The organism is Arenimonas sp. GDDSR-1, from assembly GCF_025980345.1.
Lineage (GTDB): Bacteria > Pseudomonadota > Gammaproteobacteria > Xanthomonadales > Xanthomonadaceae > Arenimonas.
Genome location: NZ_JAPDUI010000052.1, coordinates 1 through 12,980 on the forward strand (window position 1 = coordinate 1; position 12,980 = coordinate 12,980).

Here is a 12,980-nt window from a genome sequence, read left to right on the forward strand (position 1 = left end):
CGGCATCGCTCAGGCAGACCCAGGCCTTGACCTGCGGACAGTGTGCGGCGATGCCCTTGACCAACGGTGCGAAGGTCGCATCGAACAGCATCACCGCGTCTTCGGCGTGATTGATGATGTAGATCAGCTGCTCGGGAGCCAGCCGCGGATTGCAGGTGTGCATGACCATGCCGCTGCCGGAAACCGCATAGTAGGCTTCCATGTGCCGGTGGTTGTTCCAGGCGATGGAACCGACCGCGCTGCCCGGCCCAAGGCCGAGTGCCTGCAGGGCATTGGCCAGCTTGCGTGCGCGCGCCGCGCATTGCGCGTAGGTGTAGCGGAACAACGGACCGTGGGTTTCACGGGAGACGATCTCGACATCTCCGAATTGGCCGGCGGCGTGTTCGATGATGCCGGAAACGAGCAGGGGGCGATCCATCATCAGGCCGGGTTGCAGCATGGTCTTGCTCCGTGAAGTTATTTAGAAACTGACGATTTCCTTGAACCCGCCCCAGACCATGCGCTTGCCGTCGAACGGCATGGCTTTCGGATCCATGTATTTGGCCAGGCGCTTATCGGCCATCACCGCCGCCATGATCCGGTCGCGTTCCTTGCGGTTGATGTACAGCACATAGGCGAACACCACCACTTCATCATCCTGCAGTTTGACCGCACGCGGAAACGAGGTGCGCTTGCCGTAGGGAACGTCATCGGCGACCGCCTCCAGATACTGAAGGGCCCCGTATTCCTTCCAGATTTTTCCGCAGGCGCGGGCCATTTTCTTGTATTCGGCCATTTTGTCTTTCTTGACCGGCGTGATGAATCCATCGACGTACATACGGCTGTCTCCCCTGTCTGGTTTCCGGTATTCTGCACCGAAAACCGAAGGCGTGCACTAGCCCGGCTTTTTCCGCAGCAACAGCGGCTGCACGAACACCGCCGAGAGGATGACCGCCACGCCCACATAGAACTGCGGGGTCAGTTCCCGGTACTCCTTCAGCCACAGCGCCGCGATGACGATGGCATACACCGGCTCCAGATTCAGCGCCAGCTGGGTGCTGAACGCGCTGATGTGGCGCAGGGCGTGCAGCGAGAGGATGAACGGCAACAGCGTGCACAGAACGGCCAGCACCAGAAGCAGGCTGAAGTCGTGCAGATCGGGCCGGATGAAAGTGGCATCCAGCCCGAAATACAGGGCGCTGGCGGCGGCCAGTGCCAGCGCGCCCACGCTCATTTCGATGAAGGTCACCGATTCGGGGTCGGCCTCGTGCACATAGCGCTTATTGAGGGTGGCGAACAGGGCGGTCAAAAGCGAGGACAGGATGCCGACCGCAATGCCCAGATGCATCGACAGCGGCACGCCGCCGATCAGCAGATAGACGCCGGGAATCACCATGAGGCCGAGCAGGATCTCGCTGCGGGCATGCGGTTTGCCGGTCAGCATCGGTTCGATGATGGCGGTGAATATCGAACCCAACGCCAGACAACTGACCGCCACCGAGGCATTCGCCAGCTTGATGGCGCCGTAGAAGGTCAACCAGTGCAGTGCGACGATGGCGCCGATGCCGGCGTAAATGGCGATCAGGCGGGGCGAGAGTGCCCGCAGGCCCCGCCAGACGCGGGGAAGCACGGCGAGCAGAACACTGACCAGCAGCATGCGCCAGACCACCAGCGCCTGGGCCGGCAAGGTGATCAGCTTGCCCAGAATGGCGGTGAAGCCCCACAGCAGGACGCAGAAATGGATTTGCCAGAACGCTTTGCGCTCTGCGGCGGAGTGGGGCATCGGTGCTTACTTCTTCTTGGCGGCGGTTTTCTTGGCCGGTGCTTTCTTGGCCACGGTTTTTTTCACGACCGGTTTTTTAGTGGCAACCTGTTTGGCGCTTGCTTTTTTGGCTGCCGGTTTAGCCGTGATCTTCTTGGCCGGTGCCGCTGCCGGTTTCGCACCGCGGATGAAAGCCAGCACATCGGCGGCATGGGTCTTGGTGTTGACCTTTTCCCAGACCTGCTCGATTTTGCCATTGCTGCCCACCAGGAAGCTGCTGCGCGAAATGCCCATGTACTGCTTGCCGTACATCGATTTTTCGACCCAGACGCCATAGGCCTCGATCAGTGTCCGATCGGTATCGGCCAGCAGCGGGAAGTGCAGGGCGTATTTATCGGCGAATTTGCGGTGGCTGGCCACCGAATCCATGCTGACCCCGAATACCGGAATCCCGAGTTTGTTGAATTGCGCCAGATCCGATTGGATGCCGCAGGCCTGTACGGTGCAGCCGGGAGTGGAATCTTTCGGGTAGAAATACACCAGATAGCGCTTGCCTTTCAGGGCTTTGGCGTCCTGAAGGGCGCCGGATTGATCGGGCAGGGCGAAGTGCGGAGCGGGTGCGCCTGGGGCCAGCATGGGAATTCCTTTGCAATATGAAGGGGAAGTTTAGTCTATGTGCCGACTTGCTTGCATTGCGTGAAGCGGGTGTTTAATATATTAAACACCTGTTGAGGAAATGACTATGAGCAAAAATACCGAATTGCAGCAACGCCGGGTCGATGCGGTTGCCCGTGGCGTCGGTAATGCCACCCAGCTGTTCGCCGTGCGTGCCGAAAATGCCGAAATCTGGGACGCCGACGGAAAGCGTTACATCGATTTCGCCGGCGGCATCGGAGTCATGAACACCGGTCACCGCCATCCGAAAGTGATGGCCCGCATCCAGCAGCAGCTGCAGGGCGTGGTGCACAGCTGCTTCCAGGTCATGCCCTATGAGCCCTACATCGAACTGGCCGAGGAACTCAACAAGCGCGCTCCGATCGCCGGCAAGGCCAAAACCCTGTTCGTCACCACCGGCGCCGAGGCTGTTGAGAATGCGGTCAAGATCGCACGTGCTTACACCAAGCGCCCCGGCGTTATCGCCTTCGGCGGCGGTTACCATGGCCGCACGCTGTTGACGCTCGGTCTGACCGGAAAGGTCGCCCCCTATAAACTGGGTTTCGGCCCGTTCCCGGCCGATATCTTCCATGCCCGCTTTCCGCACCCGTATCACGGCGTCACCGTGGCGGACACCCTGCAGGACATCGCCAATCTGTTCAAGTACGACATCGAGGCCTCGCGTGTGGCGGCCATCATCATCGAGCCGGTCATCGGCGAGGGCGGTTTCGTGCCGGCGCCGCCGGAGCTGATGCGCGCCCTGCGTGCCATCTGCGATGAGCACGGCATCGTGCTGATTGCCGACGAAGTACAGAGCGGTTTCGCCCGCACCGGCAAGCTGTTTGCCATGGAGCATTTCGATGTCAAAGCCGATCTGATCACCACCGCCAAATCCCTGGCCGGCGGCATGCCCCTGTCGGGCGTGGTCGGCCGTGCCGAAGTCATCGATGCGCCGGCGGCCGGCGGTCTGGGCGGTACCTACGGCGGCAATCCGGTGGCCTGCGCGGCCGCGTTGGGCGTGCTCGAGGTCATTGATTCGGAAAACATCCTCGCGCGCTCCACCAAGCTCGGTGAAACGCTCGCGGCCTATGTCGGCAATCTGGCCAAGGAACCGGCACTGGGTATCGGCGAGGTCCGCCATCTCGGCGCCATGTTCGCCTTTGAATTGATCAAGCCCGGCACGGAGAACACCCCAGACGATGGGGCCGCCAAGGCACTCACCGCCAAGGCCGCCGAGCTTGGTCTGATCCTGCTCAGCTGCGGCGTGTATGCCAACAGCATCCGCGTGTTGGTGCCGATTACGGTCGAGGACGCGGTGCTGGCCGAAGCTCTGGCCATTCTGGAAAACGCCCTGCGCACTATCCGCGCCTGAGCGATTTCAGTTTGGTTCCAGCCGGCACACCGGCGTTCAATCACCGACGGTGCTGATCGACCCGGGCAGATAATGCAAGGGTGACTGCGGTCCCAGATCCAGGCCGGTGAAATACCAGGCCAACAGCAGTCCCGTCCAGATGATGCCGAGCACGATCGAGTACGGAATCATCAGGGCGATCAGACTGCCCAGGCCGACGCCTTTCCGGTATTTCTGGAACACCGCCAGAATGATCAGTAGATAGGAATTCAGCGGCGTGACGATGTTCACCACCGAATCACCGATCCGGTAGGCGGCGGTGGTGAGCTCGGGGCTCATCCCCACCATCATGAACATCGGTATGAAGATCGGAGCCAGAACCCCGAATTTGCTGAGCATGCCGCTCATCGCGAAATCACCGAAGATGACGACAACAACGAACAGGCAGATCAACAAGGGAATCGGAAGGTTGGCGTCGAACAGCAGACTGCCGCCCAGATAGGCCAGCATCCTGTCGAGATGCGAATAGGCAAAATAATTCACGAACTGGGAAAGAAAGAACAGAATCACCAGCACCGGCACGATGCTTCGGATGCCATGGTACATGGCATCCACGGCATCGCTCTGCGATTTCAGTTGCCGGGTCATATAGCCGTAGACCAGACCCGGCACCAGGAACAGAATCAGAATGAAAGGCACGATGACCTGTGACCAGCGTGTACCCGGGGTTTCCACCAGGCGGCCGGGGGTTTGTTTTTCAGTGATTACCAGCGGATCGAGGGTCAAGACGTCGTATGCCGCAACATCGGTGGCACTGCCTTTCGGCTGGATATCCACGGCCTGCTGGACCAGAACCCTGCCGTTGGCCAGAGTCTGTTTGCCGTCCCCGTGCAGCGGCATGCCTTTCGGCAAGATCAGGGCCGCGAAAAGGCCAAGCACGATGACCATGACGCCCAGCGCGGACAGCAAGGCTTTGCGCTCGTTGCTCTTCAAGGCCATTTCTGACATCGCGCTTGTTTCATTGCTCTGCAGCTCATCGCCGTGCAGGCGCATCAGACGCGGCTCCACGATGCGGTCGGTGACGTACCAGGCGCCCAGTGTCACGGCAAGGGCGGAAACGATTTTGAAGTAGTAGTTGTGCAGGATGGTGACCGAATAATTGGGGTCGATGACCCGTGCGGCGTCCTGTGCAAATCCGGTCAGCACGCCATCGCCGCCGGTCGGAAACAGTCCGGCACCGAAGCCGCCGGCAACGCCTGCGAATGCGGCGGCCAGACCGGCAACGGGGTGCCGGCCTACCGCAAGAAACAGGGCGGCTGCCAGCGGCGGCAGGATGATGTAGCCGGCATCCGAGGCGACCGATGAATTCGCCCCGAGAAACACCACGGCGGGAGTCATTAGCTTTTTGGGCGTCATGAAGGCCAGCCATCGCATCAGAGCGCTGAAGAAGCCGAATTTTTCCGCCAGTCCGATGCCCAGCATGGCAACAAAGATAAGGGGCAATGCCGGCATCTGGGCGAAGTTCCTCAGCATCGAGGAGAACATCCAGTAAATGCCATCCGCGGTCAGCAGGCTTTTGACTTCGAGACGTTCACCGCTTTCGACCAGTTCGACCTGGATATTGCCATCGGCATCCTTTTTTGGAATCTGTACCGCGATTCCGGAGGCATCGGTCAGTGCATTGCCTTGCGCATCCCGCTGGATTTCCATGACCACTTGCGGCTTGACCGGCTGTACGCTCCAGTCCGCCGCACTGCCGACGGCGGACAGGATGATCACCGTCAATGCCAGCAGCATGAACAGAATGGACGGGTCCGGTAACTTGTTGCCTGCCCATTCGATCCAGTCCAGAACGCCGCGGGTACGGCCTGTTTTCAGTTGCTCGGTGTTGCTGATATGTGACGACATAGTGGTTTTTTTGCCAAAATTGAGGTCATAATCACCCGAATGGGTGTGAAAATCGGGTGCTTTTTCAGAAATTTTTGATAATTTAAGGACCGCTTGATGCAGTTGTCGGGCAATCTCATCATCATCGCCGTCACCTGCCTGATCTCCTGGATTGGCTTCAAGGACCGCGCCTTCCAGTACCGCTGGATGCTCAATCCCTATCAGGCCCGCCGCAAGCACAAGTACGCCCCGTACCTCAGTTACGGTTTCGTGCATGCCGACTTTCCGCACCTGCTGTTCAACATGATTACTCTGTTCTTTTTCGGCAGGGTCATGGAAACGGTATTCAGCGCGCACTTCGCCGGCTTCGGCTATTACCTGTTCTATCTCGGCGGCATCGTGTTCTCGATTCTGCCCTGGGCGTTGCCGCGCCGGAACAATCCGCGCTATTCCACGCTCGGCGCTTCCGGTGCGGTATCGGCGGTGCTGTTCGCCTACATCCTGCTGCAGCCCTGGTCGATGCTGTATGTGTATTTCATTCCGGTGCCGGCCATTCTGTATGCCGTGCTGTATGTCGCCTACTCGATGTACCTTGACCGCAAAGGCGGCGACAACATCAACCACAGCGCACATCTGTGGGGCGCGGCGTATGGCGTCATCTTTACCGCGCTGGTCGAACCCGGCGCGCTGTCCGCGTTTTTCGGGAAGCTGCTCAATCCCTGAGTGAAAAAAACCGCCCGAAGGCGGTTTTTTTCATTTCTTGGTGCGCACCGGTACCGGAATATTGCACAGGTCGATGAAACCGGCCTTGTTGAGATACCAGTCGTCCTTGCGGTTCCGGCGGGATTCCACCAGCTCATCGAAGGTGGCGGTATCGGTACGGAACACTTCCAGCTGCGGCCGCTGACTTTCCGGGAGAGTCGACGCCAGTGCGATGGATTTGATCGGCGTGCGTTGCTCCGGTTTTTCATAAAAGCCCAGCGGACCGGTACCGCGCGGAAGCACCGAGAGGTACTCCATGCCCTGCAGCACACGGCCGACCACGGTGATGTTGCGGTCGAGCTGGCGCGGGGATTGCCCGGTCACCACGTACAGTTCGGTGCCGTTGCTGGAATCGGCCTCGTTGCCGCGGCCGGCGCCGAGCGCGCCGTAGCAGTGGGTCATCCAGGTCTGCTTGCGGTCGGTGGCGGCCGGGAAGCCGTGCATGAAGCCGGCCTGTTTCGACCAGCCGTCGCGGTCCTTGACCGGATGGAAGGCGCGTTTGTCGAAACCGCTCAGGGCGAACTCGGCCGGCAGTTTTGCCTTGGCGCTGCCGATGGATTTGGCGTTGGCCGGATCTTCGGCCGGATCGCCCCACTGCACCACGAAGTTGTCGTGCGAGCGGTTGATGGAAAGGCCGTTCCAGTAGCCCTCGCGGGCGAGGGTTTTGATGTTGGCGGCGTGTTCGGGTGCGAACTGCGGTGCCAACTCGATCAGAATCCGGCCGCCGGCGATATCCATGACCAGAAGATTGTCCGGATCGGGGGTGCGCCAATCGGCGGCCGTGCTGGCATCGAGGATTTCCTGCATGGTCTTGCCCTTGGCCGCAGCCGATACCTGCGTAGCGGCGAGCAGGACAGCAAGGCAAAGCATGGTGCGGATCGGATTTTTCATGGTGGACTCACAGACGTTCAAGGGCGGAAACCGGGCTGTCGCAGGCCGGACTCAGGTAACAGTGGCTGCCCAGTGCGGTCAGCCCGATGTCGTCGAATAGCTTACGGTATTGCGCGCGGCTGCGGGCAATGAAGCCCTTGAAGTCGCCGGTGATGGCATCCTCGCGGCAGAACACATCGATGTAGGCCACACCGCAACAAAGCTCGGGAAAGCCTTCTAGTCCGCGTTTCAGTTCGGCAGCCGGCACGTAGTGCAGGACATCGGCGCACACCAGCAGGTCGGCCGGTGGTCCGATTCGCAGCTGTTGCATCTGACCGAATCCGGCCAGGGCGATGTTGCGGCTGCGCCCGAAGCGACGGACCACGTACTCGCTGGCATCCACGCCCTGGTAATGCAGTCCGGGCCGGAGCTTCAGCAGGGGCTTACGCCACGGGGCTTCACCGCAGCCGATGTCCAGAACCGAGCGGATGGGATGGCCCAGGTGCAGCTCGGCGACAGTGACAGCCACGGCGACTTTGCGGGCGAGGGCTTTGTCGTCCGCGGCATTTTTACCCCGGTACCAGCGATCGAAATAGGCCTCGTCGTAGGTTTTTATTTTCGCTCTTGACATGCACTATCCCCATTAAATCATTGATTATCATACGCCAATTTCCGATTAATGCGGCTATGACTTCTGGCCTATGGCGTATTATGAACTTAATGATAGTATTTACTTAATCCTGTTATGGAGCGCGTCATGAGTGATGTTGAAAACCTGGTCAAGAAATTTCAAAAGGAACTGAGTGCCGGGACCGTTTCGTTCCTGCTCTTAGCGCAATTGGCAAAGGCCGAGGAACCCCTGTATGGCTATCAGATCGCCAAGCAGTTGGAGTCGGCCGGTGAGGGCGTCCTGGCCGGCAAACAGAGTGCCCTGTATCCGGTACTGCGCAACCTCGATGGCGCCGGGCTGCTGCAAAGCGAAGTGGAGCCCTCGGTGGCCGGGCCGCCGCGCCGCTATTACCGCATTACCGCGTTCGGCCGGGAGGTCTTCAGCGCCTGGCGCGCGACCTGGCAGAACACCCAATCCCTGGTCAACACCGTGCTGGAAGGAGCACCGCAATGAACGCCTATACCCCGAAAACGATTGCCCAGTATCTGGACATGCTCAAGGACGCCCTGAAAGGTGCCGATGCCGCTCTGGTTCAGGACGCGCTGTACGATGCCGAGGAATACCTGCGTTCGGAGCTGGCGGCCAATCCGGCGGTATCCGAAGCCGAACTGCTGGCGCAGATCGCCGGCAGCTATGGCGACCCCGAGGAAGTGGCGGACATCTACCGCAGCACCGAGGTCACTGTGCAAAAAGCCCTGGCGGCGCCGAAGAAAGTGGTACCGTCCTCGCCGATCAAAGGGTTCTTCGCCGTGGCAGTCGATCCGCACACTTACGGTGCCTTGTTTTACATGCTGCTCAGTCTGGCGACCGGTATTTTCTACTTCACCTGGGTGAGTGCCGGGTTGAGCTTGAGCCTGGGCCTGATGATCCTGATCATCGGTATTCCGTTCTTCATCCTGTTCATGGCCTCGGTGTATGCCATCTCGCTGGTGGAAGGCCGGCTGGTGGAAACCCTGCTGGGCGAACGCATGCCGCGGCGCCCGCTGTACCACGCCAAGGACCGTACCTGGATGGACCGCATCAAGGGTCTGTTCACCGATGCGCGGACCTGGCTGAGCTTGATGTACATGGTGCTGATGCTGCCGCTCGGCACGATCTATTTCACGCTGTCGGTGACCTTGCTGGCCTTCAGTGTCGGTTTTGTGGTCGGGCCGGTCCTGTGGTGGCTGGAGAAAGCAGGATGGCTAGATTTTCAGGGCCACGTGCACTTCGGGACGGGCAGTCTCGATCCGGCCTTCGCCGCACCGTTCATGTTCGTCGGCGGCATCCTGTTGTTTTTCGCCGGACTGCATGTTGTACGGTTCATCGGCCGCTGGCATGGCCGCTTCGCCAAACACATGCTGGTTCCCTCCGGTTCGGAATGAGCGGCGGAGCAGGCATGAAAAAGGGCGGAGATTCTCCGCCCTTTTTTCACCGGGCAGGAGCCCTCAATGCATGTTCTGGAAAACGCCGATGGCGCTGAGTACGAACAGGGCGATGAACGCCAGGAAGCTGAGCAGGAAGCCGCCGCTGCGCGCCGAGGCGGCTTTGTTGTAACCGAGCACATACCAGATACGGCCGACGATCCAAGCCGCACCGAGCCAGTGCGCCCAGAGCATGAAGCCGGTCAGTGAGGCGATCCAGAGGACCGGCAGGAACATCACGGTCTGTTCGACGGTATTCATGTGCGCCCGGTAAGCGCATTCGAACTGTTCGTGGCCGCTGCAGGCCGGTGCCTTGATGCCGTACTTGCCGCGGGCACGTCCGACCAGGCCCATCGCGATGAACAGGACGAGGACATTGAGCAGGGTGATGAAGGCGGCACTGAGGATGGCGTTATCCATGAGGGATTCCAAAAAGGGATGTTCCGCGATGATAGACGCTTCCGGCGGGAATGCCAACTCAGAGCGCACTGCCGGCGGCATGGCCGGACGCCCAGGCCCATTGGAAGTTGTAGCCGCCCAGATGACCGGTCACATCCAGCACCTCGCCGATGAAATACAGACCCGGCTGATTCTTTGATTCGAAGCTGCTTGAAGACACGCCATCGGTGTCCACGCCGCCGAGGGTGACTTCCGCGGTGCGGTAGCCCTCGGTGCCGCTGGGCGTGATCCGCCAATGCTGCAGGGCGAAGGCGATGTCGCGGAGTTCGGCATGCTTGTACTGGTTCACCGGCCTGTTGCTGAAAAATGCCGTGCACAGCAATTGCGCCAATCGCTTCGGAAGCCAGTCGCCCAGCACGGTTTTCAGTTCGGCTTTATGGCCCTGCTGCTGCAGGGCGATCAGCTCCACCGCGGCGTCGCGACCCGGGAGCAGATCGATTTCGATGGGCTGACCGAGTTCCCAGTACGAAGAGATTTGCAGAATGGCCGGACCACTGAGGCCGCGATGGGTGAACAGTAGGGCATTCCGGAATTCAGCGCCGCCGACGCGTACCGCGATCGGCAGGGCAACACCGGCCAGCTCGGCATACTGCTCAAGCGGTTTGCCGCTGAGCGTGAACGGCACCAGGCCGGCCCGTGTTTCGATCAAGGCATGGCCGAACTGCCGCGCGATCTGGTAGCCCAGCCCGCTGGCGCCCATGCTGGGGATCGACAGACCACCGGTGGCGACGACCAGCTTTTCGGCCCGGTAGAGTCCTTGGGCGGTTTCGACTTCGAACCGCCCGCCAGCAAACCGGACCGCGCTGATGGCAATGCCCGTGGCGATATGCACACCGGCCCAATCACACTCATCCAGCAGGAGTTTGACGATCTGTTTCGAGGACTCGTCGCAGAACAGCTGGCCGAGTTCTTTTTCGTGGTAGGCGATGCCGTGGCGCTCCACCAGTTCAATGAAATCGGCCGGCCGGTAGCGGGCCAGGGCCGATTTGCAGAAGTGCGGATTGCGCGACAGGAAGTTTCCCGGACCGGTACCGGTATTGGTGAAATTGCAGCGGCCGCCGCCCGACATCAATATCTTCTTGCCGCAGCGGTTGCTGCCTTCCAGCACCGTCACCGTCTTTCCGCGGTAGGCGGCCGTGGCCGCACACATCAGTCCGGCGGCACCGCCGCCGATGACCAGCACCTGCGATTCACGGGCGCCGGCATTCATGGATCAGTCCGTGAACTTGTTTTTCTTCTTGCCCTGGCGGAATTCGAAGAACGATTCGTTCTTGCGTTTGACCTTGCCGACGGTATCCGGCTTTTCGCGGGTGTCCGGGCGGCGCGGCGGGCGGGGTTTCTTCGGCGCGGTGTCCGGAGTGGTGCCGTCCTTGGTGATGCGCAGCTGCTGGCCGGCACACCAGACCGTCTTCAGGTGTTTGAGGATGTCTTTCGGCATGCCTTCCGGCAGATCGACGATGCTGTAATCATCGAAGATCTCGATGCGGCCCATGTGCTTGGCATCCAGTCCGGCTTCGTTGGCGATGGCACCGACGATGTTGCCGGGCTTTACGCCGTGCTCGTAGCCGACCTCGATCCGGTAGGATTCCATGCCTGCTTCGGCATCGCGCGGGGCGCGTTCCTTCTTTTCGCGGAACGGACGTTCCGGACGATCGCCGCGGGTTTCGCGCTCAAAGCGCGGTTCACGCGCCGGGCGCTTGTCACGGCCTTCGCGCACTTCGAATTCCTTGGCTTTGCGTTCCTCGCGCTTCGGCGGTTCCAGCAGCAGCGGCACGTCGCCGCGCGCCATTTTGGCCAGAGCGGCCGCGATTTCGATGGCCGGCACATTCAACGCCTGTTCGTAATCCTCGACCAGCTTGCGGAACAGGGTCAGATCGGACGACTCCAGTGTTTCGGTGATCTGCTGTTTGAACTTGTCCATGCGCACTTCGTTGATGGTCGCCACGCTCGGCAGTTCCATCGGTTCGATCGGCTGGTTGGTGGCGCGCTCGATGGCACGCAGCATGCCGCGCTCGCGCGGGGCGATGAACAGGATGGCTTCGCCGCTGCGTCCGGCACGGCCGGTACGGCCGATGCGGTGAACATAGGATTCGGTGTCGTAAGGCACATCGTAATTGACCACATGGCTGATGCGGTCGACGTCGAGACCGCGGGCGGCCACGTCGGTGGCGACCAGGATGTCGATGCTGCCGTCTTTCAGCTGGCCGATGGTGCGTTCGCGCTGGGCCTGGTTGATGTCGCCGTTGATGGCGGCGGCCGAGAAGCCGCGTGCCTGCAGTTTCTGCGCCAGTTCATCGGTGGCCAGCTTGGTGCGCGCGAAGATGATCATGCCGTCGAACGGTTCGACTTCCAGGATGCGGGTCAGGGCATCGAGCTTGTGCAGGCCGGAGACCTGCCAGCAACGCTGGCGGATGTTGTCGGCGGTGCGGGTCTTGGCTTCGATCTGGATTTCGATCGGCGACTTCAGGTATTTCTGGGCGATGCGCTTGATGGCGGTCGGCATGGTGGCCGAGAACAGCGCGACCTGACGGGTTTCCGGTGATTTGCGGATGATGGTTTCGACATCATCGATGAAACCCATGCGCAGCATTTCATCGGCTTCATCCAGGACCAGGGTCTTGAGTTCCGACAGGTCCAGCGAATTTTTCTCGAGATGGTCGATGACCCGGCCCGGGGTGCCAACTACAACGTGCACGCCGCGGCGCAGGGCCGACAGCTGCGGACCGTAGCTCTGACCACCGTAGATCGGCAGCACATGGAAGTGCGGCAGGTTTTCGGCGTATTTCTGGAAAGCTTCCGCGACCTGGATGGCCAGTTCGCGGGTCGGTGCCAGAACCAGAACCTGCGGCTTGCCGGCCTTCAGATCGAGGCCGCTGAGCAAGGGCAGGGCGAAGGCAGCGGTCTTGCCGGTACCGGTTTGGGCCTGACCGAGTACGTCGCGGCCGTTCATGATGTGTGGAATCATCGCGGCCTGAATCGGCGAGGGGGTTTCATAGCCCAGCGCAATCAGGGTTTTGAGGATGGTTTCAGGCAAGCCCATGTCACGGAAGGTGATGGCGGCGCTGTCGGCGGGTTTCGAAGTCATAGGAGGGTATCGGCTCTGGGCGCAGGCGCGAAGCCTGGAAAGGTTGTATAGTTTACTCCCATACGCAAATCCTTGCTTGAACAAGCATTTATCTTCAA

14 protein-coding genes are annotated in these 12,980 nt (G+C 60.6%); 4 read left to right on the forward strand and 10 right to left on the reverse strand.

Annotation, left to right across the window (positions count from 1 at the left end; translation table 11 throughout):
• From Q0W88_RS08320 to bcp, 4 genes are all read right to left on the reverse strand, one after another.
• Positions 1 to 439, reverse strand: a 439-nt coding sequence (locus tag Q0W88_RS08320; protein ID WP_297802062.1) for an AMP-binding protein, incomplete at its 3' end; no start/stop codon positions are given.
• Positions 440 to 460: 21 nt separating this feature from the next.
• Positions 461 to 817: a DUF1428 domain-containing protein gene (locus tag Q0W88_RS08325; RefSeq protein WP_297802065.1), complete on the reverse strand. Its 357-nt coding sequence runs from the start codon at positions 815 to 817 to the stop codon at positions 461 to 463.
• A 57-nt stretch (positions 818 to 874) separates the two neighbouring features.
• The gene (locus Q0W88_RS08330; protein WP_297802068.1) at positions 875 to 1,762 is read right to left on the reverse strand and encodes a DMT family transporter; all 888 of its coding nucleotides are present in this window, start codon (positions 1,760 to 1,762) and stop codon (positions 875 to 877) included.
• 6 nt (positions 1,763 to 1,768) lie between these two features.
• On the reverse strand, positions 1,769 to 2,377 hold the full coding sequence (gene bcp, locus Q0W88_RS08335; RefSeq protein ID WP_297802071.1) for a thioredoxin-dependent thiol peroxidase: 609 nt from the start codon (positions 2,375 to 2,377) through the stop codon (positions 1,769 to 1,771).
• 106 nt (positions 2,378 to 2,483) lie between these two features.
• On the opposite strand from bcp, the gene gabT reads away from it, so the two are divergent.
• Positions 2,484 to 3,767: a 4-aminobutyrate--2-oxoglutarate transaminase gene (gene gabT / locus Q0W88_RS08340; protein WP_297802074.1), complete on the forward strand. Its 1,284-nt coding sequence runs from the start codon at positions 2,484 to 2,486 to the stop codon at positions 3,765 to 3,767.
• Between the two features lie 36 nt (positions 3,768 to 3,803).
• Here the strand turns inward: gabT and Q0W88_RS08345 are convergent, their stop codons facing one another.
• Entirely contained in the window at positions 3,804 to 5,654 is a 1,851-nt protein-coding gene (locus Q0W88_RS08345) for an AbgT family transporter (RefSeq protein WP_297802077.1), read from the reverse strand.
• Between the two features lie 96 nt (positions 5,655 to 5,750).
• Here Q0W88_RS08345 and Q0W88_RS08350 point away from each other — a divergent pair, with 96 nt between their 5' ends.
• Positions 5,751 to 6,356, forward strand: coding sequence for a rhomboid family intramembrane serine protease (locus Q0W88_RS08350; protein ID WP_343212539.1), 606 nt, complete (start codon positions 5,751 to 5,753; stop codon positions 6,354 to 6,356).
• Positions 6,357 to 6,386: 30 nt separating this feature from the next.
• On the opposite strand, the gene Q0W88_RS08355 is transcribed toward Q0W88_RS08350, so the two are convergent.
• Positions 6,387 to 7,286, reverse strand: a complete 900-nt coding sequence (locus Q0W88_RS08355) for a peptidylprolyl isomerase (RefSeq protein WP_297802080.1) — start codon at positions 7,284 to 7,286, stop codon at positions 6,387 to 6,389.
• 7 nt (positions 7,287 to 7,293) lie between these two features.
• On the reverse strand, positions 7,294 to 7,896 hold the full coding sequence (locus Q0W88_RS08360) for a class I SAM-dependent methyltransferase (RefSeq protein WP_297802084.1): 603 nt from the start codon (positions 7,894 to 7,896) through the stop codon (positions 7,294 to 7,296).
• A 126-nt stretch (positions 7,897 to 8,022) separates the two neighbouring features.
• Between Q0W88_RS08360 and Q0W88_RS08365 the strand changes: the two genes are divergently transcribed.
• Both Q0W88_RS08365 and Q0W88_RS08370 read left to right on the forward strand, forming a co-directional pair.
• Entirely contained in the window at positions 8,023 to 8,388 is a 366-nt protein-coding gene (locus tag Q0W88_RS08365) for a PadR family transcriptional regulator (RefSeq protein WP_297802087.1), read from the forward strand.
• On the forward strand, positions 8,385 to 9,299 hold the full coding sequence (locus Q0W88_RS08370) for a sensor domain-containing protein (protein ID WP_297802090.1): 915 nt from the start codon (positions 8,385 to 8,387) through the stop codon (positions 9,297 to 9,299). Before Q0W88_RS08365 ends, Q0W88_RS08370 begins: the two co-directional genes overlap by 4 nt.
• A gap of 63 nt (positions 9,300 to 9,362) precedes the next feature.
• Here Q0W88_RS08370 and Q0W88_RS08375 read toward each other — a convergent pair whose 3' ends face one another.
• From Q0W88_RS08375 to Q0W88_RS08385, 3 genes are read right to left on the reverse strand one after another with little or no spacing between them, the layout of a single operon-like run.
• Positions 9,363 to 9,758, reverse strand: coding sequence for an MAPEG family protein (locus tag Q0W88_RS08375; RefSeq protein WP_297802093.1), 396 nt, complete (start codon positions 9,756 to 9,758; stop codon positions 9,363 to 9,365).
• Positions 9,759 to 9,816: 58 nt separating this feature from the next.
• Positions 9,817 to 11,007 carry an NAD(P)/FAD-dependent oxidoreductase gene (locus tag Q0W88_RS08380; protein WP_297802096.1) on the reverse strand — a complete coding sequence of 397 codons (1,191 nt, stop codon included), beginning with the start codon at positions 11,005 to 11,007 and terminating at the stop codon, positions 9,817 to 9,819.
• Positions 11,008 to 11,010: 3 nt separating this feature from the next.
• Positions 11,011 to 12,882, reverse strand: a complete 1,872-nt coding sequence (locus Q0W88_RS08385) for a DEAD/DEAH box helicase (protein WP_297802100.1) — start codon at positions 12,880 to 12,882, stop codon at positions 11,011 to 11,013.
• Positions 12,883 to 12,980: the final 98 nt, after the last annotated feature.

Coding starts and splice junctions, on each gene's coding strand:
- Q0W88_RS08325 (WP_297802065.1), bottom strand. CDS start 817: ATGTACGTCGATGGATTCATCACGCCGGTCAAGAAAGACAAAATGGCC.
- Q0W88_RS08330 (WP_297802068.1), bottom strand. CDS start 1,762: ATGCCCCACTCCGCCGCAGAGCGCAAAGCGTTCTGGCAAATCCATTTC.
- bcp (WP_297802071.1), bottom strand. CDS start 2,377: ATGCTGGCCCCAGGCGCACCCGCTCCGCACTTCGCCCTGCCCGATCAA.
- gabT (WP_297802074.1), top strand. CDS start 2,484: ATGAGCAAAAATACCGAATTGCAGCAACGCCGGGTCGATGCGGTTGCC.
- Q0W88_RS08345 (WP_297802077.1), bottom strand. CDS start 5,654: ATGTCGTCACATATCAGCAACACCGAGCAACTGAAAACAGGCCGTACC.
- Q0W88_RS08350 (WP_343212539.1), top strand. CDS start 5,751: ATGCAGTTGTCGGGCAATCTCATCATCATCGCCGTCACCTGCCTGATC.
- Q0W88_RS08355 (WP_297802080.1), bottom strand. CDS start 7,286: ATGAAAAATCCGATCCGCACCATGCTTTGCCTTGCTGTCCTGCTCGCC.
- Q0W88_RS08360 (WP_297802084.1), bottom strand. CDS start 7,896: ATGTCAAGAGCGAAAATAAAAACCTACGACGAGGCCTATTTCGATCGC.
- Q0W88_RS08365 (WP_297802087.1), top strand. CDS start 8,023: ATGAGTGATGTTGAAAACCTGGTCAAGAAATTTCAAAAGGAACTGAGT.
- Q0W88_RS08370 (WP_297802090.1), top strand. CDS start 8,385: ATGAACGCCTATACCCCGAAAACGATTGCCCAGTATCTGGACATGCTC.
- Q0W88_RS08375 (WP_297802093.1), bottom strand. CDS start 9,758: ATGGATAACGCCATCCTCAGTGCCGCCTTCATCACCCTGCTCAATGTC.
- Q0W88_RS08380 (WP_297802096.1), bottom strand. CDS start 11,007: ATGAATGCCGGCGCCCGTGAATCGCAGGTGCTGGTCATCGGCGGCGGT.
- Q0W88_RS08385 (WP_297802100.1), bottom strand. CDS start 12,882: ATGACTTCGAAACCCGCCGACAGCGCCGCCATCACCTTCCGTGACATG.